Below are 22,995 nucleotides of genomic sequence, written 5' to 3'. Positions count from 1 at the left end.
AAGCAGATATGAATTCAAATAAAAATGAAATTCGCAGTAAACTCGCTCTGCTTCAGTTAGCAACTGAACTGGGTAGCATCAGTAAAGCCTGCGACATTATGGGTTATAGCCGTGACAGCTATTACCGCTTTAAAAAGCAATATGAAGAAGCAGGTGAACGCGGGCTTAAAAACCTTTCACGCAAGAAACCTGCGCTTAAAAACCGTGTATCACAAGAAGTTGAAGACCAAGTCATCGAAATCGCACTCGATTACCCTAATTATGGTCAAGCGAAAGCTGCGGAACTTCTGACTGCCCGTGGTTGTACTATTTCCGCCAGCGGTGTGCGTACCATTTGGGTGAGGCACAATCTTGAAACCAAGAAAAATCGCCTAGTGGCGCTTAATAGCCGTTTACGTCAGCAAAACCAGCTTAGCTTTAAAAGCCAGCATGATATGGAGCAGCTTTATAAACTCGAGCAAAATGAATCAGCGTTAGATTGTAAATACCCAGGTGATGTTTGTGTGCAAGATACCTTTAGTATTGGCAATGTTGATCCTATGGGTCAGCTCTATCAGCACACTTTCATTGATGCTTATAGTCAGTATGCCATTGCGATTATCAGTGATAATAAAGACTCAAGTACTGCAGCGAACTTTTTGCAATCTACGGTTCAGCCATGGTACATGCAGCAACAGATCAAAATTAACAGCCTACTGACCGATAGAGGGGCTGAATTCTCTGGTAAACAAAGTGCGCCATTTAAAGATTTACTCGACCACGCTGATATCAACCACATTCAAATGCGTGCCTATAATGGCCCTGTGGTTAACGGCTTAGCTGCTCGTTTTCAACAGCTAACCTACGATGAATTTTATGCGCCATTTTTAAAGAATCATCGCATTACGACTATTGAAGAACTCAACCAACAATTACAAAAATGGTTAGACCGCTATAATCATCAATATGCCATTGCTGGCCGCTATACCTTAGGTAAAACCGCCGTTGAAGTGCTGCAATTAAGCAAACACTTAACTAAGTGATCACCTAACTAAATGCACAGCTAACTATATACTGCTATCAAAGCTGACTCCCAAAACCACCCTATTTCGGTGGTTTTTTATGTAACCTCTTCAGGCAAAGTTCTGCTATCACTTCAAGATGATCATTTTATGAGATATCCAATGTGTTTAGCGATAAAGCCTCCTCGCAGTTGTAACCTAAAATCAGTAACACAAAACACAGTCTTAATCTCACAACGCTGTTTTTAGGGCTTAGTGGTGATTGCTGCTATCAATGGTTTGAGTATGTATGTCAAACTATTGCGATTAATCACACAGTATTCTTAAAGTTAACAAGGAAGTATTATGGAATTTGCTGACGGCATTGTGCAGTTAAACTCTTTCTTTACTGTCACGGTAGGGATTATCGTGCTGTTTATTGGTAGACGTTTAAATCAGGTTGTGGGCTTTTTAAAAGAATTTAGTATTCCTGAGCCCGTTTCTGGCGGGATCATCTTTTCTATTTTATTCACCCTTATTTATGCAGCCACCAGCATTGAAATCAACTTTGATCTAATGGCCAGAGATGTCTTACTGGTGTACTTTTTTACCACTATCGGTATTAATGCCAGCTTAGGCGATTTACTCAAAGGTGGTAAGCCTTTAGTCATTTTGCTCATTGTCACTATTGGTTACATGATTTTGCAAAACCTTACCGGTATAGGTGTAGCAACCTTGTTTGGTCAAGAACCGATTGTCGGTTTACTCGGTGGCAGCGTGTCATTGATTGGCGGCCATGGTACCGCCATTGCCTGGGCACCCAAAATCCAAGAACAATTTGGTTTATCCAGCGCCATGGAAATTGGTATTGCTAGTGCCACATTCGGGTTAATTCTTGCCAGCTTAATGGGCGGGCCCATTGCCAAATACTTGATCAATAAACATCAATTAAAACCTTCAGTTGATTTAGAAGCTGCAAATACGCAAGGTAAAGAAACCGAAACAGCTGTCAAAATGACTTCGTTTGATTTCTTAGACGCCCTATTAGCGATTCATATCTGTGTGATTTTAGGGTTTCTGTTAAATGAAGTGGTCAGCAGTTTAGGGCTAGACTTACCCTTGTTCGTGACTTGCCTATTCGCTGGTATTGTAATAAGCAATTTAATCCCTAAAAGCTACCCACGTATTACTGGCACCGCTTGGCCTAGCCGTACTGCAGCGATTGATCTCATTGCAGATATGTCACTAGGAACGTTCTTAGCGATGTCATTAATGAGCATGCAATTATGGACATTAGTGGATTTAGCTGGACCTATCTTTGCCATTCTTGGGATGCAATTTATTGTGGCTATTGTGGTCAACTTATTCATCGTGTTTCCTGCAATGGGCAAGAATTATGATGCCTCTGTGATTTGTTCAGGCTTTGGTGGTATCTCACTGGGCTCAACACCAACAGCGATGGCTAACATGTCAGCAGTCTCAATGCGCTATGGATACTCTGCTCAAGCCTTCATCATTGTGCCGTTGGTTTGCGCCTTCTTTATCGACTTAGCCAATGCGTTAATCATCCCTTACTTTATTGGTCTAATACAGTAATCTGCTAGCGACTTACTGAAATCAATCACTCATTAAAAAGGGAAGCAGTTGCTTGCCTTTTTAATTGCCATAAACAAATGCAGCCTATACAGAAAACTTAGTAATTTCAGATTCAAGTGTCTGGATTAATTTTTGGGTTTGATCTGTCCCTGCGTGTACTTGGACAGAGACAGCAGAGGTATTTCGCGCAGTATCGGCAATAGTAGCAATGCGTGTTGCAGCATCTTCCCCCGCAGTTAATTGCTCAACGGCAGCTTGAGATATTTGATGACTCATTGACGAAATGGCCGATAACGACTGCGCAATATGGCTTAATGCTAAGGCGACATCTTGAGACTTAGCCACGGTATCCGCACTCGTCGACACACTTTGCGATACGGATAACTTGGCGTCTTGTGTTGCGCTTTGCAGTTTAACAATAGTGAGTTGAATTTGCTCCGTGCTTGTTTGAGTACGCTGCGCTAACTGCCTCACCTCATCTGCCACTACTGCAAAGCCACGACCTTGATCGCCTGCCCTAGCCGCTTCAATGGCTGCATTCAGTGCAAGTAAGTTGGTTTGCTCAGCAATGCCTTGGATCACTGATAGCACACTAGCGATGTTATTCACTTCATCATCCAAAATTTGGATATTCTGCCCTGCGCTGTCAATTTGGTTTTCAAGTAAGGAGATTGTCTCTGCTGAGGATTGGGTTAACTGATGAGCTTGTAAGCCTTGCTTTTCAGCAGCTGTAACTGAATCGGCTGCTTGTTTGGCAAGTTCTGCTACGCTGGCTGAACTTGCTGTAAGTTGAGTAATTGATGACGCGACGATTTGCGCTTCTTCGCTAAGTGCATTGGTTAAATCATCCAACTCTGCAGAGCGTTGCTCCGAATCGTGGGTTTGTGAGTTAAGTATATTTGTCACTTCACCGATTGCACTAACCACTCCCTGAAGCCCCACTTGCATATAGTTCATTGCCCCCACAACACTGTTATCGTTAGTACTAACAAAGCTGTTTTCTTGTTTTAAGTCACCACGTGATACCCGCATAACAAAACGACGCACATCTTCAATTTCAGCCCCTAACGAGCCTTGTAAGTTCAGCCCAAATCGTATTAATAATAAGGTGATAATAATGGCTATCGTCAGCGAAAAAGTTAATAACCATTTGGCCACCGCCCAATAACGACTATCCGCTTCTGCGTAGCTAATGCCTGTACCTATATACCAATGCCATCCTGGTGTTTTTTGCACCACTGAAGTCATGTCGACGATATCGCCATCACGCTGTGACTCCCAATGATACGTAATAATGGTTGCTGTTTTTTGTCCCACTAATTGCTCAACCATTTCGCCGATACTGTGGCCTGATGCATCACGGAAATCATTAAAGCTTGTTCCATGTAGTTGGGGATCATGTGGTGCAGCAACAAAATCTAGTTTTTCGTCAACGACATAGACATACTCTGAGTCATGATATTTGTTTTCTCGAAGTAGTTGGCTAGCAAACTTTTTGGCTTGCTCTTCTGACAAGGAGCCTGTACTTGCTAACTGTTCAAATTGCTCAACTATGTTAACCGTGCTTTTCATCAGTTGATTTATTCGGGCAATGTTGTCGCGCTCACTGGCATCAGAAAGCGCATGTAACCCCCAAAGCGCAATACTGATAAAAGCACAAAAAATGACCGACGAAAATACAACGATTTTACTTTTCAAACGCATGCAGCATCCTTGTTTATTCTTATTGTTATGGTTAATTCAAGCGCAATATTAAAAACAGCATTTTCATAACATAAGTAATAAGTAGTACAAGATGCAAGCAATTTATGACATCGCTGTCATTGGTATTTATAACAGAATAAAATGGTCGTTAATGCTTAACGTTACTCACGACAGCTTTTGATGGCTACTTACCACCAGCGATGTCAACAAATGAGCCTGTGACATAGCTAGCCTCATCCGATAATAACCACGAAATAGCATTCGCCACCTCTTCAGCTGTGCCGCAGCGCTGTAACGGGGTGGTTGCCCCCAATCGTTGTGCACGTTCTGGCTCTCCGCCATCAGCATGAATACTGGTATCGATTAGCCCAGGACGAACAGCATTAACCCGTATGCCATTGCCTGCAACTTCCAATGATAAGCCCTTAGTTAATGAATCTATCGCACCTTTTGAGGCAGCATAATCAATATACTCAAATGGCGCACCTAGGCGAGATGCCGCAGAAGATACATTGACGATTGCGCAGCCTTGCTGCATCACTTTTAGGGCTTCACGACAACACAAAAAACAACTAGAGACATTAGCGATGAGAACGCTATTGAATCGCTCAAGACTCATATCGACTAAGTTTGATTGTTGATATAAGATGCCAACGTTATTAACCAAATGTGTCACTTGCCCTAAAGCTTGCTCAATTGATAAAAAGAGTTGTATCACTTCTGTTTCTACGGACACATCTGCTTGTATCGCAATGGCTTTACCACCTTCAGCCTTAATTGCTGCTACAACATCATCCGCTGCATTTTTCTGACTTCGATAATTAACACACACAGCATACCCTTGGCGTGCGAGTAACTTTGCCGTCGCAGCACCAATTCCTCTACTTGAACCTGTTACTAAGGCTACTTTTTCCATAAATTCACTTCCGTATGATGTCACGAGTCTTGATTAGATTAAGACACCTTGGCACGCTTAAGCTAAGCGTTATCGACTTAAACATAAATCGTCCCTAACAGATACAAAGCGCCATAGCCTGAAACCAACACACGGTCATTGTCTATCTGACAATATAAAACCCCGCTTCTCATTGAGGCCTGCTGAGCAACAAGTGCGGTTTTATTTAATATGCTAGACCAATAAGGTGCTAACCCCGCATGAATAGATCCTGTAACCGGATCTTCGTCACCGCCATTTGCAGGCCAGAAATAGCGAGAGATAAAGTCATGTTGACTGTCATCATCGGCTTTTGCTGTTACGACCACATCAAAAGGTGCAAGCCGTTTGAGCGTTTCCGACTGATATTGTATGTCTTTGACTTCATCAGCTGACGCCATAACAGCAAAGTAGGCTTGCTCGCTTTTTAGGACGCTTTGCGGTTTAATGGATAAGCCCTCATATAAGTCTTCTGGTACCACTTCAATTGGTGAAGGAGCGAGATTAGGAAAGCTCATTTGAATACGCATGTCAGTTAATTGAGTAACCTGAAGCTTGCCGACCTTTGTGGTCAAAAACTCAAGCTCACCATCACAACCTAAATGGTTAAACAACACAAATGATGCTGCCAAAGTTGCATGGCCACAAAAATCTATTTCAGTGAGGGGTGAGAACCAGCGGATCTCATATTGGTTAATACCAATTGCTTTAATAAAAGCGGTTTCAGATAAGTTATTTTCAGCAGCAATATTTTGCATTAACTCATCATCAAGCCAGTCATTGATAGGAATAACAGCGGCAGAATTGCCCTTGAAGTTTGTATCGGTGAATGCATCCACCACATATATCTCTAATTCCATGAGTTTGCTCCCATTCCTTTAGCCGCTCTAATTTAATGAGCAAACGCTCGCTGCAGCTCATTCAATAGCAATCAATTTAAACGAATTTAGCCTGCCATGGCTATAGGAAGGTTATAAAACATTTTCATGTCCAACGCGCTAAAACAGCCATTAATTTATGGGTATTCAGGCATAGATTATAAAGGACATCGGATGAAATTATAGACCGTATAGATACCCTTCAGCCTATGTTTCGCTAGATAAGAGCTACGAGTAAAGAGCGAGTCGAGCGCTTAACTCGTTGCACGACACCAAAAAACCAGCCGCAGGCTATAAAATATTGTTGATTGCCATGCTGACAATAAAGCTGATTGCGTTGCCACAATCAGCTTACTTCAGAGCACGGCTATCACCAATTCGCAGGCAACCAACCCAACCAACGCCTCCGTTGGTTAGCAGTGCTATATGGTTAAGGCAAATTCAACTTCTGTTGCACTATCTGCCAAGGCACCCATTTAAAGTTTTGATGTTCGTCAGGCAGTCTGTTGCGGCCATCTTGCACCACCAACATACCGTCAGACCATACCCCAGTACCTACCGCACTCGACGTTACCGCTAAGCCATCGGTTTCGGCGCTACCATCATGACCTTTTGAGCCATTAACCCCAATCCGAAAGCGGCTGACATAAGCAAATGGCGGCTGAGCATCGTACAGCAGATAACTGTCATTACCTTGGCTCGACACCACTAAATAAGCATCACCATTGGGGTGCTGATAAAGATCTAACCCTTCAATGTCGGCCACCAAAGGACCACCAGCAGTAATGATCATGTTCCCTTGTGGCTGACTGCCACTGAGGTCAAACAGCCAAATGCCGACATTTTCCTCACCGACAAACAATCGCTGAGAGCGATCATCGGCCACACAACCTTCCGGTTGGCTAGGTACAGTAAAACGCTGCACCTCTGTGGCTTTAAGGTGGTCGTTGTCCCATGTTAACGCCAGTTGACTAATCAGTCCTGACTTGTCATTGGCAAAGGCGTAAAGGCTATCTTCGGTGGGTTGGTACAGACACAATCCGTAGATGTCGCTAAGACTGGTCGCTTGCTCCAGCAGTTGAGTCAGCTGGCCTTGGCCGTCAATCGAAAAAATACTCAAACTATTGCGGTCACGGTTACTTGCCACAGCAATATCCCGATACTCGCCACCTAACTTAACCCGCTGACGAATATCGACATTGTTCACTCGGCCGGCTGCTAATTGTTGTACCTGATTGCCCTGCATATCAAAGCTCAGTAAGCCCCAGCGTTTATTAGTGCCCAATATGCGACTGAGACTCGGCTCAGTAGGGTGTACCCAAATAGCAGGGTCATCCATAGTGTCGCCAGCACGGTCGGCAATGGCACTTTCCACTTGTGTCGGGATCTCGACGATAAGCTCGTCCGGCGCTGATGTCAGAGGCTGAAACGGCCACTCGCTTTGGTAATAGCTTTTATCACTATCAACGAGATAAGTGATCTGCTGACCATCAACAGCAAAGCTTTCTATGTCATCGATGCCCGAATTGGCGCTAAACAAGCTATCACCCTTAATGTCAAACACTTGCCCGCTATTGTCACTCAGTAGTATTTGTCCAGCAAATTGACCAATATCGATGTAGTCATTATCACTATGGTGCAGCACTAGCTGTCCTTCTGCTGGGCTATTCGGCGCTGCTGGGTATTGCCATACACCCTGCAGGTTTTCCACTACATATAACTGCTCAGCATCTACGGTACACGTCAGTGCGCCCATCACCACCGATAAGCTACGCAACAATTGTGGCTGCCACTGCTGTTCACTCATTAGCAGCCATTGCTCCGCTTGGCCTTCTTCATTACCTATCCAGGCGTACAAGTTATTGTCGGCGGTGCGGGGCTGCAAACACAGCCAATCGACCTGAATTTGTCGCTTGGGCAGTAATGGCAAGCGCTGCATATTATCGACATCAAGTTTAATTCCCTGTACTTGGTCTACTTGCATATCGTAAGTCAGTGCAATATCGCCCCAGATATCAAGGTGTTCAAACTGACCGGGTACAATGTTTTTCAGCTCGCCATCTGCCAACACGAGCCCCTGCTGTTCACTGGCAAACAGCCAGTTGTCGCGCCATTTGGCCGCCTGACTGCCCGCGGCGGGCCCAACAAGCGTCAACTTATCGCTCGTCGCCGTTACTGCAACAACAATGCCGCTGACACACAGACCGCCGATAGCAAGCCATAAGTAACTATTTTTAATATTTTTTATTGTTAGATTCATGAATCAATCCCTACATATTGATGTACTGAATGCCTAATTGGAAAGTACGACCGTACTCTTCATATTGGGCGTTGTAGCGTGATTGACCGGTATAAGCGTAATAAGGCTCATCTGTTAAGTTGATCCCTTTAAAGTAAACCGTGACGTTTTCAGTGATATAACCTTTGGCAACAAAATCCCATTGGGTGTGGGAATCTTGATAGATGTCAAAATCAGCATCATCAAGCTCTGAGACTTCAATCAAGTACTCTGATTTATAAGCTGCTGATAAACGCAAACTAACATAACTATTTTCATATCCAAATGAGGCATTTGCCGTGAGTTCTGATTGACTCGGCAGTGGGATATCACGGCTTTGCTTACCATCATCTTGCCAAGAGATCGTGGCAGACGAATCGCTAGCGGTGACATTGGTGGTAAAGATAAGGCCACGCCAATCTTCTGGCATAAAACTAAAATCTTGCACATAGGTTAGCTCAACCCCAGTGATATTAGCCTCATCACCATTAGTGAAGGTATTGGCTTTATCGAAGTCTTGATAAGGACCATAACCGCCTAAATCTGCTTCATAGATAAAATTGTTTATGTCTTTGTAAAAACCGCTGGCCGATAAAACGCCGAGGCCGCCCATGTAATGCTCAATGCTCAAGTCCCAGTTCATTGACTCTAGGGCTTCAAGATCTGGATTACCAAAGCTGGCTTCTAGCTCATCATCGTCGACTTCAATGAGATAACCCGGCGCTAGCTGACCAAAGGTCGGACGCACAATAGTATTGCTCCACGAGGCGCGCACGACAGTATTATCGCTGTACTTATAATTGAGATGCAGCCCTGGCAACCAGTGTTGATAGTCTCTATCGGTTTCGCTGGCAAAAAACGCATCTTGGCTTTCATCAAAACCAGAGCCTTTGGTGTGCATATCGGTATGCTCAAAACGCCCCCCTGCTAGCACGCGTAATTGATCAATGTCGACATGCCCCATCAGGTAGGCGGCACTGATATCTTCATCAATATCAAAGTCGTTAATGGTCGATTCAATCTCGTCTTTAGCACTGTCGGCATCCATACCATTGACCAAGGCCCATACGGGGGCTGCATTAATGGATGGACCGAAACGGCCTAAATTGTAATCTGGCTCTGGACCGGCATAAGCGCTCATCAGTAATTGGTCATCAGCGATGCCTTGATCGGAAAAGTCCTCATAAATCCAGATGTCTTCACGATTCTCTTTACTGCGGGCGGTGTATTTTCCGCCAAATTTAACTTCTACAGGCAAATCGTTAATCAACCACGTTTTGCTCAGGTCGAAATTCGCTGAGACCATGGTATCCACTGCACTTGAGTCGGCAATTTCCACTTTATCTAATTCATATTGATCTGCACTGTAAAATGACTCAGTTGCAGTCACTTTGGGTATGTGAGTATCATCGACGGCCACATCAGTGAACTCACCTTTAAAATCGGCGCCGCCTATGTGTCTTGGTTTATCTGCAGTCGCTCTGCTCCAACTGGTTTGATAATCCAGCGTCCATTTATCAAATCGAGACTGGCCGCCGAGTACCAAAGAGCCTATCGCTTGATCTTCGCTTCGTGATTTAAGCGAACGAGTGGCTTCTACATCACCACTTTCACCCATTGCCACGCCATCTTCCCAAGCGATTTCATTACCATTGCGGGTTTCAGTGTCATCAAACTGACTATAAAGCGTGCGTAAATACACATCGTTATTGTCATTAGGGCGGTAGTCAAAGTTAACTCCCACACCAATGCGCTCACGGTTAATTTGATAGTCACGCGGCTCCATTTCCTCAAGTAATACCGGTTCATCAAACGCCCATTTACCGCCCGTTTCAACATTGTCAGAACCAAAATCACGGTTATACCAACTTGCAGCGATAGCGACGCCCAGACGGTCATCAAAAATATCGCTATAACTGGCAGCTAATTTGGGGTTGGTGTTCTCGGTCAGTTCATCATAGGAGCCTTCGGCACTGATATTGAAGTAAGTATCATCACGATCGAATGCAGATAAGCTTTTAACCTCAATGGCGCCACCTAACGAGTCAGCATCCATGTCAGGGGTTAATGTCTTAGACACTTCTACCGATTGCAACAGATCAGCCGGTAGCACATCGAGTGCCACGGCGCGGCGATCGCTATCTGGCGAAGGCAGTCTAGTGCCGTTCATTGATACTGCATTATAATCTGGCGCCATCCCGCGAATACGCACAAATCGGCCTTCACCTTGGTCGCGCTCTATCGATAACCCCGGTACCCGTTGCAGTGCTTCACTGATGTTTGTGTCTGGAAAATTGCCTAATGCATCTGCACTGAGCACACTCACTAAGTTATCAGCCGCTCGCTGACGATTTAATGATTTGCTCAACGCGCCGCGCTGACCTACCACTTGAATATGTTCTAACCCTTGGCCCTGCAACTGGATCTGGCTATTGCTAATACCGTCTTGCGTTACCTTAATGCGTTCTCGATGAGTCAGCCCACCTAGATAACTGGCCACTAAGGTATATTCGCCCGCAGCAATTTTGGGGAAGAAAAACCGCCCATCACGATTGGATTCTAGTTTTAGATTTAGCTCTTCAATACTCACTAAGGCACCTTGCAGTGGCAATTGCGTGTGACTGTCTTTAACTGCACCTTCGATACGCCCTGCCCAAGCAGCTGATGGCATGCACAAGCTTGAAGCAAGCAAGGCGATATAAAGAGGGGAAAGCGAACTCTTTAACGTCATGATTTTACATCCTATTGGTTGTTAGCTCTGATGGGCGGCAAAGCTAGATGAAGGATATGACAATGATGTGACGCAGGTATTTCTCCTAGACCCAAATAGGCCTAAATAGCTATGTAACCGAAGGCTTTGAGCTAAAATGACTGGGCTAAACTTGGTTAATTGATATTAGAAGCAGTGTGTTATTTACTCTATAAAATCCAAATAATGTGCTGGTTTTAAAAGAAAAAAAGCCCATGAACTAGTTTCATGTTTATACCAGCTCAAAATAAGTTGAAACTTTTTAAGCAAAACTGACTCGTTGAATGAGCTAGTTTGCCTCCCCTAAATTGACTTAAACCATCACAAAAGCGTCATATAAGCGCGGTAACGTAACTATCACTATAATTAATCACTTATAAACCATGATCCCTAGCTATAGATTTGCCACTTCGATACTCCTAAGCTGCGCTACATTATTGAGCCTGTGTCTACTCCAAGCGCAACTCAAACCTAGTGCCGATATTGACTGGCTCGATATCACCACCGAAGGCGCGCTATTATTACTAGGCTTAAGTTGGCTAGTGCTGGTGTTATCTGCCCGACCTGGCGGTCGTGTCACCCAGCTATTACTGATTGGCTTATTGGGGTATAGCCTTGGCTGCTATATGGATTTACTCGATGAGTTCTTTATTAACGACAGCTTGCCGAGCTGGTTCAATTTAATGGAAAAGCTGCCGACACCTATTGGCTTAGTCACCTTGACCTTTGGTTTATGGCTATGGCGAGAAGAGCAAACCACCATCAACGAGCAGCTGCGAACCCGCGAGCAATTTTATCGCCAACACCAGCTGGTTGATCACCTAACCCAGCTGTGCGATGCCAGAGCCATGCGCCACCAACTCGAGCAACATTTAGCTCAACCCCACGCTATCGCATTGATCATGATTGATCTGGATAATTTTACCCAAATCAACCATCAACGAGGTTTTACCCAAGGCGACCAACTGCTGACTAACGTCGCACAAATGTTAGCTAGTCAGCTTCGTTCACAGGATTTAGTGTGCCGATACGCCGGCGATCGATTTGTTATTATGCTAAGCCAATGCAGCCAAGTCTTTGCAGAAGCCATGGCCCAAGAGCTGGTAAACGCCATCACACCACTGGGCTGCCAAGCAAGCCAAGCGATATGCTTTACCGCCAACAATAACGCTCAACCTTCACTCAACGCTGAGCAACTTATTGAGCAGGTAAACCAAAACCTAGAGCAAGTAAAGCAAGCACAACGATGGCCTAAAGCCGGATGAAATTAACGGCAATTGCCTATGCTGATGATAAATGCATTGATAGCCAGCTACTCGTCGCCAATTTGGTAGCACTGTTCCGGCTGCGGGGCTTATCCACGGCCTCCCTGTTGGCGGGCAGCGCCATTTTCGAACAAGACTTTTGCCAGGCTGAACACAAAATTAGTCCGCTGCAATTGGCTAAACTGGTGAGTAATGCAATTAAATCTTGGCCTACTGACGACCTTGCTTTTATTTTGGGTCAGCAGTGGTTACCAGCCCAAAGTGGTCAACTAAGCCAAGGTTTACTCTGTAGTGAAGACTTAGATCAAGCGCAGCGATTTTGGCAACGCTACCATTGGCTTGTTCAGCCTTGGCTACAGATCTCACGCTGGCAAACCGCCGAACAGCAGCATCTGCTGCTCCAGCAAGACTTAGGTATGCCACAGCTGCAACGCTTTTTCATAGAATTAAGTTTATCGAGCTTAGTATCCAGTTATAAACGTTTAAGTCGCTGCCGCTGGCAAGGTCAGTTCTCACTCCCCTATTCAGCCCCAAGCAATATTGACCAATACTACAAATACCTTGGTGACGAATTGAAATTCAACCAACCTATCTGTGTCGTCAGCGTCAACCAATCTACACTCAAGCAAGCTTTTGAATTACATAATTCGCAAGGTTTTTTACAAGCACAACGACAGCTGAGGCGGCAATATTTAAATGCTGATCATCGTATTGGTTTGCCAGCAACCATCCGCGCTCTTCTGCTAAGACAAATCCACGCCAATTTGAGTTTGCCCGATGTCGCACAGCAGCTGTGTCTCAGCCCTGCGACACTAAAGCGACGGCTAAAGGCATTTAGTATTAGCTTTCAGCAACTGCAAGATGAAGCCAAGCTACAACACGCTATCTATCTGATTGTGATTAACGGCGACAGTAACCTCCATATCGCCAAACAATTAAAATTTGCCGACAGTAATAATTTTCGCCGCTCATTTAAGCGCTGGACAGGACAATTACCTAGCCAGTTTAGATATTGGTTATCAAATTAGATCGATTGCCCTGCAGCCACCCCTGATGACCATGCCCACTGGAAGTTGAACCCGCCGAGCCAGCCACTGACGTCCATCACTTCACCGATAAAGTATAAGCCCGTGACACTTTTCGCTTCCATGGTTTTAGATGACAACTCGTTGGTATCAACACCACCAAGCGTTACTTCTGCAGTGCGGTAACCTTCGGTGCCATTCATCACGATTGACCACTCATTTAAGTCTTTAGCAATTTGGTCTCGTTCACCGTGCCCTAATTGATTTAAGGCTTTATCCAGATGAGTTGCATCAAACAACGTTTCAACAAGACGCTTTGGTAGCCACTGACTAACCGTATTTCTTAAGCTTTGTTTAGGATGATTAGCCAGCGCAGTTTCAATTTTTTCTTTGGCACTTTCATTGGGCAATAAGTTAATACTAATTGCTTGGCCTGCTTGCCAGTAATTTGAGATCTGCAAAATAGCTGGGCCAGATAAACCACGATGAGTAAACAATAGTGCTTCACTAAATTGGGTACCATCTTCAGCGGTTATGGTTGACGGCACTGCAATGCCTGACAGCGGCTCAAAACGCGCTTTTTGTTCACTATGCCATGTAAATGGCACTAAGCCAGCTGTGGTAGGTAACACCTTGAGTCCAAATTGTTCTGCAAGTTTGTAACCGTAAGGTGATGCGCCAAGTTTTGGCATGGATAAGCCGCCTGTAGCAATCACTAATGAATCACAGCTAAATTCACCATTGGAGGTTTGCACTTCAAACTGTCCTTGGGCATTTTTCGCCACACTCATGATCTCAGTGCGCAGCTGTACTGTAGCGCCCGCCCAATCACATTCAGTCATCAACATGGTGACGATCTCTTTGGCTGAATCGTCACAGAATAACTGCCCGTGGTCACGTTCATGGTAGTTAATACCATGACGTTCAACTAACTCGATAAAATCCTGTGAACGATAGCGGGCTAGTGCAGACTTAACAAAATGGCTGTTGCCACATAAGAAGTTATGCGGCTCTACTTTTTGGTTGGTAAAGTTACAACGACCACCACCGCTGATAAGAATTTTTTTACCTGCCTGTTTGGCGTTATCTAACACCAGTACATCACGACCTCGATAGCCTGCAGTTGATGCACACATTAATCCTGCTGCGCCTGCGCCAATAATAATTACGTCGTGATGTTTCACAGGTTTACTCTCTTATTCGTTAAGCGCCTTACGGCAATCGATTAGCATATTTTAGTGGCGGATTTTTCATCAGCCACAAAAAAGGGCGCTATATTAGCACCCTTTTCGTTGTATTCACACTTGCACTAGCTTGAGAGTGTTTCAGACTTCTGTTCGCGTCCTAGTAGCTCTTTGGCTGCATCTACAGGGGCTTTACCTTTATAAAGCACTTGATAGATTTGCTCAGTGATTGGCATTTCAACACCAAGACGTTTAGCTAAAGTGTAAACCTCTTTGGTATTGCGATAACCTTCAACCACTTGGCCAATTTCTTCTTGGGCGGTATCGACATCGCTGCCTTTACCTAGTGCCAAGCCAAATCGACGATTCCGTGATTGATTATCTGTACAAGTCAGCACTAAATCACCTAGGCCAGCCATACCCATAAAGGTATTAGCATCCGCATTTAATGCGACGCCTAAACGTGTTAGTTCAACTAAACCACGGGTGATCAATGCAGTACGAGCATTAGCGCCAAAGCCAATGCCATCTGACATACCCGCGCCAATTGCGATAACGTTTTTAACAGCGCCACCCAATTGTAAGCCAGTAAAGTCATCATTTGCGTAAACACGTAAACGTTTCGGGCTATGTAATAACTCTACCAAATCATGAGTAAAGTCGGTACATGTACCCGCTACCGAAATAGCTGTCGGCATACCGGCAGCAAGTTCTTTGGCAAACGTTGGTCCTGATAATACTGCTAATGGAAATTTCTCACCAAGTTGCTCACGAGCAACATCTTGCAGTAATCGACCTGTTTCAGGCTCTAATCCTTTAGTGGCCCAGACAATGCGCGCATCATCTCGTAGTAAAGGTTTGGCCTGTTTCAGTACTAAACCAAATACATGGCTTGGTACTACAACCAAAACATTTTTACTCGCAGCAAGTGCTTTGCCTAAGTCGGTTTCTAATTCAAGTGTGTCAGGAAAGGTAATTCCTGGCAGAAATGCATTATTAGCGCGTTCTTTGGCTAGGGTTTCCATGTGCTCAGGCTCATGGCCCCATAGCAAGGTCTTATGACCGCTGCTTGCGAGGGAAATGGCAAGAGCAGTGCCGTAAGACCCTGCTCCTAATACCGTAATTTCGGTAGTATTATCCATATTGATTAAGCGTTTGCTTCTTCAGCAGCAGGAGCTGCAGCAGCGTCTTGCTGACGTTGTTGAACGTACTGTGCAAATAACGCATCAAAGTTAACAGGTGCAAGGTTAAGCTGTGGGAAAGTACCACGAGCAACTAAGTTGCCTACAGTTTCACGTGCGTATGGGAATAGTACGTTAGGGCAGTAAGCACCTAATGAATGAGCAAGTTGTTGTTCAGTTAAACCAGTGATAGAGAAAATACCAGCTTGTTGAACTTCACATAAGAATGCAGTTTCTTCACCGTTTTGAGCTGTAACAGTTAAAGAAAGAATCACTTCATACACGTCATCAGAAAGTTTGTTGCTACGAGTGTCAAGGTCTAGCTTAACTTCTGGGTTCCATTCTTTTTGGAAAACAGCTGGGCTGTTTGGCGTTTCAAATGAAACGTCTTTAGTGAATACGCGTTGAATGTTGAATTGTGGTGCTTGTTCTTCGTTGTTAGCTACTTCAGCCATGATTTTCTACCTTCAAATTGTGTTTTAGCTCTTCTATGAAGCTAATTTTAGATTTGGGCTTTTATTACTAAAATGCAGCTGATGCCATATTTTAGTCCATCCCGATTAAAGTTGATCTAACTAGTTAACAAAACGCCTGTAAGCCCTTTATACAAGTAGGATCTTGTTCTACTCGCTAATATTGTCATCAGCGAGTAGCTGGTTACCTTTTACTTCTTACCTTTAACAGTCGGTAAGTTAGCCGCAGTCCAGTCACCCATACCGCCTTTTAGGTTACTGACATTTTCAAAGCCTTGCGTAACAAGAAGTTGAGCTGCTTGCGCAGAAGTCATACCAGCATTACATACAGTAATAATGGGACTGCTTTTATACTTTTCAAGGCTTGTCGCTTTATTATTTTTAATTTCAGACAAAGGCACATTTAACGCATCTACGATGTGGCCTTTACGAAACTCTTCTTGAGAACGAACATCAATGACTTTACCGTCTTGTTTGTTCATTAGCATGGTCAATTGTTGCGTATTGATATTAACGACTTTAGAGGTTGCAGCTTTAATCGTAGTCACGACTACCGCAATGAACAAACCAACCCACGCAATACTCAATACTGGGTTTGCTTGAAAAAATTCAATATATTCTTGCATCTTCTCTGCCTACTTTAAAAATGGCTAAAATTAATAAGCCACAGAGTATACCGATTGCGTCTTTATAATGCAGCAAGTTCAAGCCTATTACTCGACTCCAATGATTTATTAGTGCCACTTTACCTAAGAAAGATTGCATTTAGTTAACAAGCAAAGGTCAAATCCGCAGTAATTATGCTTTTATTGCAAATAATTCATCAAGCCTCCCAGCCACTCAGACTACGCCATGGCTATTGAAATAACCTCTCTTAGAGCAAAGCTGTAAGTAAATTACTTTTTCAGCGCCTGCATAAGTAGTAATATCGATACCATTAAAATTTTAACTTTCTCATCAACTTTTAACTTTCAAATAGAGGTATTTCCATGGCGACTCAAAAGCGTCCATTGGCACTCCTTATCTTAGATGGTTGGGGTTACCGCGAAAATACGCATCAAAATGCTATTTTTCACGCTAACACTCCCGTTTTAGATAAATTGAATGCTACTTATCCACACAGTTTAATTTCAGGCTCAGGTTTAGATGTAGGTTTACCTGATGGTCAGATGGGTAACTCTGAAGTGGGTCATATCAATATTGGTTCTGGCCGTATTGTCTATCAAGAACTGACACGTATTACTAAGTCGATTGCAGATAATGAATTCACTCAAAACGCTGCTTTATGTGAATCTATCGACAAAGCAATTAGCAATAATGGCGCAGTGCACATCATGGGGCTGATGTCTCCAGGTGGTGTCCATAGTCATGAAGATCACATTGAAGCTATGTGTCGTATGGCTGTTGAACGTGGCGCAACTAAAGTGTACTTACACGCTTTCCTAGATGGCCGAGATACACCACCTCGCAGTGCAAAAAATTCATTGGCGCATTTTGATGAATTATTTAGCAGTTTAGGACACGGTAAAATCGCTTCATTGATTGGTCGTTACTACGCAATGGATCGTGATAACCGCTGGGATCGCGTACAAAAAACCTATAACCTCATCACTCAAGGTGAAGCTGAATTTAACTACTCTAATGCCGTTGAAGCATTAGAAGCAGCATACGCCCGTGATGAAAATGATGAATTTGTTGCTGCAACCACTATTGGCGAAGCTGCTCATTTATCTGACGGTGATGCGCTTATTTTCATGAACTTCCGCGCTGACCGTGCACGCCAAATTACTCGCAGTTTTGTAAATGCTGACTTCGATGGCTTTGAGCGTAAAGCGACGCCTGACGTCAATTTTGTGATGCTAACAAACTATGCCAACGACATTAAAGTCCCTGTGGCATTCCCATCAACAGATTTGGTGAATACCTTAGGTGAGACTTTACAAAACCAAGGTAAAACTCAGTTACGCATTTCAGAAACTGAAAAATATGCTCACGTAACCTTCTTTTTTAATGGCGGTAAAGAGCAACCATTTGAAGGTGAAAGCCGCGAACTGATTAAATCTCCAGATGTAGCAACTTATGATCTTCAACCTGAAATGAACTCAACAGAGTTAACCGATAAGCTGGTTGCTGCAATTGAGTCAACAGACTATGACGTGATCATTTGTAATTACCCTAACGGTGATATGGTTGGTCACACAGGAAACTTCGATGCCGCAGTAAAAGCATGTGAAGCTGTAGATGCATGTATTGGCCGTGTGGTTGAAGCGTTACAGAAAGTGGGCGGCGAATGTTTAATTACCGCCGATCATGGTAATGCTGAGCAAATGACCAATGAAGAAACAGGTCAAGCACATACCGCCCATACCAGTGAACTAGTCCCATTCATTTATGTTGGTCGTGATGCCACTATCGAAGAGGGCGGCCGATTGAGCGATATAGCGCCAACTATGTTAACCTTGATGGAACAAGAAGTGCCATCAGAAATGACAGGCCACTCAATCATTAAACTCAAAGAGTAAATAGCCACTCGTGAAAAAACGACTATTGTTTAAAGCCAGCATACTTGCTGGCTTTCTGATACTTTCATCATCAGTTCAAAGTGCCGATCTGAACAAGCGTCAGTCTGAGCTTAAAGCTATTCAAGCACAGATTAACCAACAACAAAGCTCTTTGAAAGACAGCAGCCGCCAACGAGAAAAGCTCATTTCGTTACTCAAACGAGATGAGCAAGCTATTTCTAGTGCTGCACAAAAAGTAAATTTAACCCAAGCGTCTCTCAGCCAAGTTAATAGCAAACTCAGTGAGTTAGATGTAGAAAAAATTCAACTAGATAAACGCCGTACAACACAACAAAAAACCTTATCTAAACAACTTTCAAGTGCCTATTTAGCCGGTAATCATGACTACTCAAAAATGATGCTGAACCAGCAAAATCCCGCAACAGTTGAAAGAATGCTGGCTTATTATCAATACCTAAATAACGCCAGAATTGCCGCTATTACAAATCTAAAGAGCACCATAGAGCAATTAGATACCGTTAAGACTCAACAAGTTGAAGAACAGCAAAAGCTGAATGCATTAATCATTGAGCAAAAGCAACAAGCTGAGCAACTCAATAAAGAACAAAGCCAACGTCAGCAAACTTTAGCGCAGATCCAGCGCACCCTTACTAGTAAAGGTGCGGAACTGGAACAAATGCAAATAGAAGAGGCCAGCTTGAAGCGCCTCATTGAGCAAGCGTTACTTGCCGCTAAAGACAACCCTCAAATGGATGGCTTAGCTAAAAAACGTGGACAATTAAATTGGCCAACAAAAGGCCACTTAGCCTCAAAGTTTGGTAGTCGTCGTTCAGGTCAAATCCGTTGGAAAGGAGTGGTAATAGCCGCCCCTGAAGGACGTAACATCACAGCCGTTGCACCAGGCACTGTAATTTACGCCGATTGGTTACGCGGGTTTGGTATGGTGATGGTCGTTGACCATGGTGAAGGTTATATGAGCCTTTATGGTCACGCACAGGCGTTATTAATCCAACCGGGTGAAACGGTGCAGAAAGGTGAATCAATTGCCCTTGTCGGGAGTTCAGGCGGACAAACAGAATCTGGCCTATACTTTGAAATACGACACAAAGGGCAAGCCGTTAACCCAGCGAAATATTGTCGATAATCATCAGGCTAGAAAAGCCTAATTCGCTGAAATAACCGACGCCCTGAATATACCTTAACGGTATTAAGGGGCGATTATGATGCAATTTGCACGCTATTTATTATGTTTTCTATTGGGTATTTCAGTTGCTTTATCAATGAGCTTATCAAGTTCAGAGCAACACTATAAATATGAATCTGAATACAGTTACACGCTGCTATTAGATGTTATCGACACAATTCACACCTACTATTTCAACGATGTTGATCGAGAAGATTTAATCGAATTCGCCATCGATGGCATTTTTACAAACCTTGACCCATATTCCGGCTTTTTGGATTCTGAAGACTACCAAAGCATTAACGATAGTAATAGTGGGCAGTATTTCGGCTATGGTTTTGAAGTGGCAACCGACGACGATCAAATCACTATCATTACTCCTTACCCCAATTCACCTGCAGCAAGAGCAAACTTACAGCCTGGCGATAAAGTGCTACAGCTAAACGATACCATTATTGATAGCAGCAACTTGACTGACGTGCTGATGGATATCAAACAAAATAGTAATAATAAACAGACAATTAATTTAACCATTGAACGTGAAACTGACTCGCCATTCAAGCTTTCATTAGATCCAGAGCTTATTCATATAGAGTCTATCAACGCTAAAGTTATTAAAGGTAATATCGGTTATATACAGTTAAATTCGTTTCAACACGACGCGACTAGCGCCATTATCAAACAAGCTAAACTTTGGCAAAATGAATCATTAAGCGGACTTATTTTGGATGTTAGGAACAATCCGGGTGGCTTATTGGGTCAAGCAATTAGTATTGCGGATCTGTTCTTGAAAAAAGGGTTAATAGTCTCAACTGAAGGGCGTTTTTTTGATGCCAATGAAGTTTATTACGCATCTCAACCGACTATTTTCGAAGATATCCCAATGGTGGTATTAATCAATAAAGGCTCAGCCTCAGCATCAGAAGTGCTGGCAGCAGCACTGCAAGAAAACGAACGAGCAACACTTGTAGGCGAAACAAGCTTTGGTAAAGGTACAGTACAAAGCCTAATACCCATGTTAGAGATGGGTAATGCGATAAAGCTAACCATTGCAAAGTACAGCACGCCTGATGGCAATGACATTCACAGTAAAGGTATTGAACCCGATATTAAAATTTCAAACGAAGCTATTCTAAATTCTGATTATCTGGATATAATTGAGCAAACAACTGCGCAATATGATGAACCACAGGATGGTCAGATTTCTTCAGCTATTGCATGGATAACTACTCATAACTAAAAAGCAGACTCTGTGCGCAAAATATTTTTTGGATTAGCTCTACTCATTACTGGACACGTACAAGCCGCAAACATCGCTATCATCATTGACGATATAGGTTATCGTCAATCAGATGAGGCTGTGCTGACGCTCCCTAATACAGTCACCTTATCAGTGTTACCTCATACCCCTTTAGGTCAAACATTGGCTCAACAAGGGCATAATCAAGGTAATGAAATTATGCTGCATATTCCAATGCAGGCATTAAATGGTAAAAAATTGGGAAACGGTGGTTTAACTAATGATATGGATAAGCAGCAATTAAAGCGTCAGCTTAAAGCATCTCTCGAAAATATCCCTTACGCCAAAGGTGCCAATAACCATATGGGTAGCCTATTAACTCAGTTAGATAATCCAATGAACTGGTTAATGGAAAGCTTAAAGAAAAAGGATTTGTATTTTGTTGATAGCGTCACCACTCGTTACAGCAAAGCGAGCGATAAAGCCCTGCAATATGGAGTGCCGTTACTCAGAAGAGAAATCTTTTTAGATAACGATGTCAGTGAACAAGCGTTAGAGAAACAATTCACTCAAATCATTAAGAAAGCAAAAACCGAAGGGAGTATTGTTGTAATCGCGCACCCTTATCCGGAAACAGTGCGCTTTTTAAATAAAAACCTACATAGATTGGAAGGTAAAGGTATCGACTTAGTCCATACCTCAAAACTTTTGCCAGTTTCAATGGCTAAGAACGAAGGAACTAGTTCAGCTCAAGTACTGAGATAGACAGATCTGGCAGCGTTCCCATTAACTCGTCTGAATTTTTTACTATATCAGCTAAAGTGCACTGATTTAATACTTCCATATAAGCAGCAACAGCCTTAGCTAATATGCCCTTTAAGCTACAAGCAGGCGTAAAGCGGCAATAGGGTTCAGTACAGTTAACTGGGGCTAATGATGGCTCAAGTTCACCCACTAATTTACCCAGATTTATCTCAGCAGGCTTTAGCGCCAACTTAAACCCACCGCTTTTTCCTCTAATGGTTTGGATATAGCCAAGCTTGCCTAGATGATGAATAATTTTTGCAACGTGATTCGATGACAGCTCAAAGACAGTCGTGACTTCCGCAATACGAAATAACGTTTCTCTTTGTGGCTGGGCAGCGACGTACATTAAAATACGAATGCCATAGTCTGTATATCGTGTTAGTTGCATAAGTTAATTCCAGGCTTAAAATTTATCTGCTTAAGATGTTGATGATTCAAGTTCAGTGATCAACCATAAAGCTTGTTCATTCGTCGTACTGCACACGTCAATTGTGGCTGTAAACTCAGCACAAACCTTTGGCCTAGATGGGTCGCCAAACAGCTTACATAAGTTATTGTCATTTAATTGAATACAACGCTCACCAGCAGGTTTACCCTTTGGCATGCCAGGGATCGGACTAGTAATAGAGGGCGCAATGCAACAAGCACCGCAGCCGAGACGACAATCCATAATTCTACCTAAGCGTTAAAGCAGCAATATATCTTACTAATGCCTAATATAAAAACATCTTTTGTTAAAAAAGCACATAAAATACATCTTTAACTATAAAGTGAGAGTTCTGTACAATTTTACCTGATAAACATCTGACAATGATTGTTATGAACTCCGTCATTAATCACTTTAAACGCACTACTTATATGCATTCTATCAATCTAGTTAGGTCAATTACATTAACCTACATCATCAAAAGTGCACAGAGCTATAAACGCCAGACACGAAAAAGCCCTAACATTGCTGTTAGGGCTTATCGTAATGTTGGCGGAGCGGACGGGACT

The 22,995-nt window shown here is 43.3% G+C and carries 19 protein-coding genes; 8 read left to right on the top strand and 11 right to left on the bottom strand.

The genetic code is table 11. The features are described from left to right. Nucleotides 1-8 precede the first annotated feature (8 nt). A complete protein-coding gene (locus Q4600_RS15740; RefSeq protein WP_102528898.1) occupies nt 9-1,022 on the top strand; it encodes a helix-turn-helix domain-containing protein in 1,014 nt (337 codons plus the stop codon). A 324-nt stretch (nt 1,023-1,346) separates the two neighbouring features. After that, entirely contained in the window at nt 1,347-2,576 is a 1,230-nt protein-coding gene (gene gltS, locus Q4600_RS15735) for a sodium/glutamate symporter (RefSeq protein WP_303517094.1), read from the top strand. 84 nt (nt 2,577-2,660) lie between these two features. On the opposite strand, the gene Q4600_RS15730 is transcribed toward gltS, so the two are convergent. The 5 genes from Q4600_RS15730 to Q4600_RS15710 form a co-directional block, all read right to left on the bottom strand. Then, the gene (locus tag Q4600_RS15730; protein ID WP_229370146.1) at nt 2,661-4,280 is read right to left on the bottom strand and encodes a methyl-accepting chemotaxis protein; all 1,620 of its coding nucleotides are present in this window, start codon (nt 4,278-4,280) and stop codon (nt 2,661-2,663) included. Between the two features lie 184 nt (nt 4,281-4,464). Further along, nucleotides 4,465-5,196 (bottom strand): SDR family oxidoreductase, encoded by a 732-nt coding sequence (locus Q4600_RS15725; protein WP_303517093.1) that lies wholly within the window; start codon nt 5,194-5,196, stop codon nt 4,465-4,467. A gap of 77 nt (nt 5,197-5,273) precedes the next feature. After that, complete coding sequence (locus Q4600_RS15720; protein ID WP_303517092.1) at nt 5,274-6,074, bottom strand: PhzF family phenazine biosynthesis protein; 801 nt, start codon at nt 6,072-6,074, stop codon at nt 5,274-5,276. 448 nt (nt 6,075-6,522) lie between these two features. Beyond that, on the bottom strand, nt 6,523-8,352 hold the full coding sequence (locus Q4600_RS15715; protein ID WP_303517091.1) for a phytase: 1,830 nt from the start codon (nt 8,350-8,352) through the stop codon (nt 6,523-6,525). 10 nt (nt 8,353-8,362) lie between these two features. Continuing rightward, on the bottom strand, nt 8,363-11,101 hold the full coding sequence (locus Q4600_RS15710) for a TonB-dependent receptor (RefSeq protein WP_303517090.1): 2,739 nt from the start codon (nt 11,099-11,101) through the stop codon (nt 8,363-8,365). A 455-nt stretch (nt 11,102-11,556) separates the two neighbouring features. On the opposite strand from Q4600_RS15710, the gene Q4600_RS15705 reads away from it, so the two are divergent. Both Q4600_RS15705 and Q4600_RS15700 read left to right on the top strand, forming a co-directional pair. Further along, complete coding sequence (locus Q4600_RS15705; protein ID WP_157936229.1) at nt 11,557-12,384, top strand: GGDEF domain-containing protein; 828 nt, start codon at nt 11,557-11,559, stop codon at nt 12,382-12,384. Then, nucleotides 12,381-13,412: an AraC family transcriptional regulator gene (locus Q4600_RS15700; RefSeq protein WP_303517089.1), complete on the top strand. Its 1,032-nt coding sequence runs from the start codon at nt 12,381-12,383 to the stop codon at nt 13,410-13,412. Before Q4600_RS15705 ends, Q4600_RS15700 begins: the two co-directional genes overlap by 4 nt. Here Q4600_RS15700 and Q4600_RS15695 read toward each other — a convergent pair. The 4 genes from Q4600_RS15695 to Q4600_RS15680 all read right to left on the bottom strand — a co-directional run bounded on the left by Q4600_RS15695 (nt 13,409) and on the right by Q4600_RS15680 (nt 16,873). Continuing rightward, the gene (locus Q4600_RS15695) at nt 13,409-14,593 is read right to left on the bottom strand and encodes an NAD(P)/FAD-dependent oxidoreductase (protein WP_303517088.1); all 1,185 of its coding nucleotides are present in this window, start codon (nt 14,591-14,593) and stop codon (nt 13,409-13,411) included. The two genes, Q4600_RS15700 and Q4600_RS15695, sit on opposite strands and share 4 nt — an antisense overlap. Before the next feature lie 125 nt (nt 14,594-14,718). Beyond that, nucleotides 14,719-15,735 carry an NAD(P)H-dependent glycerol-3-phosphate dehydrogenase gene (gpsA, locus tag Q4600_RS15690; RefSeq protein ID WP_102528889.1) on the bottom strand — a complete coding sequence of 339 codons (1,017 nt, stop codon included), beginning with the start codon at nt 15,733-15,735 and terminating at the stop codon, nt 14,719-14,721. A gap of 5 nt (nt 15,736-15,740) precedes the next feature. Continuing rightward, nucleotides 15,741-16,229 (bottom strand): protein-export chaperone SecB, encoded by a 489-nt coding sequence (secB, locus tag Q4600_RS15685; protein ID WP_102528888.1) that lies wholly within the window; start codon nt 16,227-16,229, stop codon nt 15,741-15,743. Between the two features lie 209 nt (nt 16,230-16,438). Next, nucleotides 16,439-16,873, bottom strand: coding sequence for a rhodanese-like domain-containing protein (locus tag Q4600_RS15680; protein ID WP_229370138.1), 435 nt, complete (start codon nt 16,871-16,873; stop codon nt 16,439-16,441). A gap of 363 nt (nt 16,874-17,236) precedes the next feature. Between Q4600_RS15680 and gpmM the strand changes: the two genes are divergently transcribed. From gpmM to Q4600_RS15660, 4 genes are all read left to right on the top strand, one after another. Next, nucleotides 17,237-18,769, top strand: coding sequence for a 2,3-bisphosphoglycerate-independent phosphoglycerate mutase (gene gpmM, locus Q4600_RS15675; protein ID WP_303517087.1), 1,533 nt, complete (start codon nt 17,237-17,239; stop codon nt 18,767-18,769). Between the two features lie 10 nt (nt 18,770-18,779). Further along, on the top strand, nt 18,780-19,913 hold the full coding sequence (locus Q4600_RS15670; protein WP_102528885.1) for a murein hydrolase activator EnvC: 1,134 nt from the start codon (nt 18,780-18,782) through the stop codon (nt 19,911-19,913). A gap of 76 nt (nt 19,914-19,989) precedes the next feature. Then, a complete protein-coding gene (locus Q4600_RS15665) occupies nt 19,990-21,192 on the top strand; it encodes a S41 family peptidase (protein WP_303517086.1) in 1,203 nt (400 codons plus the stop codon). 12 nt (nt 21,193-21,204) lie between these two features. Further along, nucleotides 21,205-21,957 carry a divergent polysaccharide deacetylase family protein gene (locus Q4600_RS15660; RefSeq protein ID WP_303517085.1) on the top strand — a complete coding sequence of 251 codons (753 nt, stop codon included), beginning with the start codon at nt 21,205-21,207 and terminating at the stop codon, nt 21,955-21,957. Here the strand turns inward: Q4600_RS15660 and Q4600_RS15655 are convergent. Beyond that, nucleotides 21,932-22,387 carry an Rrf2 family transcriptional regulator gene (locus Q4600_RS15655; protein WP_303517084.1) on the bottom strand — a complete coding sequence of 152 codons (456 nt, stop codon included), beginning with the start codon at nt 22,385-22,387 and terminating at the stop codon, nt 21,932-21,934. The two genes, Q4600_RS15660 and Q4600_RS15655, sit on opposite strands and share 26 nt — an antisense overlap. Before the next feature lie 30 nt (nt 22,388-22,417). Then, nucleotides 22,418-22,669, bottom strand: a complete 252-nt coding sequence (locus tag Q4600_RS15650) for a YkgJ family cysteine cluster protein (RefSeq protein ID WP_303517083.1) — start codon at nt 22,667-22,669, stop codon at nt 22,418-22,420. Nucleotides 22,670-22,995 lie beyond the last annotated feature (326 nt).

Origin of the sequence: Shewanella sp. 2_MG-2023, from assembly GCF_030548905.1 — a bacterium.
Taxonomy (GTDB): domain Bacteria; phylum Pseudomonadota; class Gammaproteobacteria; order Enterobacterales; family Shewanellaceae; genus Shewanella; species Shewanella electrodiphila.
This window is presented reverse-complemented; position numbering and strand designations above follow the sequence as displayed.

What these genes read in the sequence shown, in the direction of transcription:
- Q4600_RS15740 (WP_102528898.1), top strand. Translation starts at nt 9, where the DNA reads ATGAATTCAAATAAAAATGAAATTCGCAGTAAACTCGCTCTGCTTCAG.
- gltS (WP_303517094.1), top strand. Translation starts at nt 1,347, where the DNA reads ATGGAATTTGCTGACGGCATTGTGCAGTTAAACTCTTTCTTTACTGTC.
- Q4600_RS15730 (WP_229370146.1), bottom strand. Translation starts at nt 4,280, where the DNA reads ATGCGTTTGAAAAGTAAAATCGTTGTATTTTCGTCGGTCATTTTTTGT.
- Q4600_RS15725 (WP_303517093.1), bottom strand. Translation starts at nt 5,196, where the DNA reads ATGGAAAAAGTAGCCTTAGTAACAGGTTCAAGTAGAGGAATTGGTGCT.
- Q4600_RS15720 (WP_303517092.1), bottom strand. Translation starts at nt 6,074, where the DNA reads ATGGAATTAGAGATATATGTGGTGGATGCATTCACCGATACAAACTTC.
- Q4600_RS15715 (WP_303517091.1), bottom strand. Translation starts at nt 8,352, where the DNA reads ATGAATCTAACAATAAAAAATATTAAAAATAGTTACTTATGGCTTGCT.
- Q4600_RS15710 (WP_303517090.1), bottom strand. Translation starts at nt 11,101, where the DNA reads ATGACGTTAAAGAGTTCGCTTTCCCCTCTTTATATCGCCTTGCTTGCT.
- Q4600_RS15700 (WP_303517089.1), top strand. Translation starts at nt 12,381, where the DNA reads ATGAAATTAACGGCAATTGCCTATGCTGATGATAAATGCATTGATAGC.
- gpsA (WP_102528889.1), bottom strand. Translation starts at nt 15,735, where the DNA reads ATGGATAATACTACCGAAATTACGGTATTAGGAGCAGGGTCTTACGGC.
- secB (WP_102528888.1), bottom strand. Translation starts at nt 16,229, where the DNA reads ATGGCTGAAGTAGCTAACAACGAAGAACAAGCACCACAATTCAACATT.
- Q4600_RS15680 (WP_229370138.1), bottom strand. Translation starts at nt 16,873, where the DNA reads ATGCAAGAATATATTGAATTTTTTCAAGCAAACCCAGTATTGAGTATT.
- gpmM (WP_303517087.1), top strand. Translation starts at nt 17,237, where the DNA reads ATGGCGACTCAAAAGCGTCCATTGGCACTCCTTATCTTAGATGGTTGG.
- Q4600_RS15665 (WP_303517086.1), top strand. Translation starts at nt 19,990, where the DNA reads ATGATGCAATTTGCACGCTATTTATTATGTTTTCTATTGGGTATTTCA.
- Q4600_RS15655 (WP_303517084.1), bottom strand. Translation starts at nt 22,387, where the DNA reads ATGCAACTAACACGATATACAGACTATGGCATTCGTATTTTAATGTAC.
- Q4600_RS15650 (WP_303517083.1), bottom strand. Translation starts at nt 22,669, where the DNA reads ATGGATTGTCGTCTCGGCTGCGGTGCTTGTTGCATTGCGCCCTCTATT.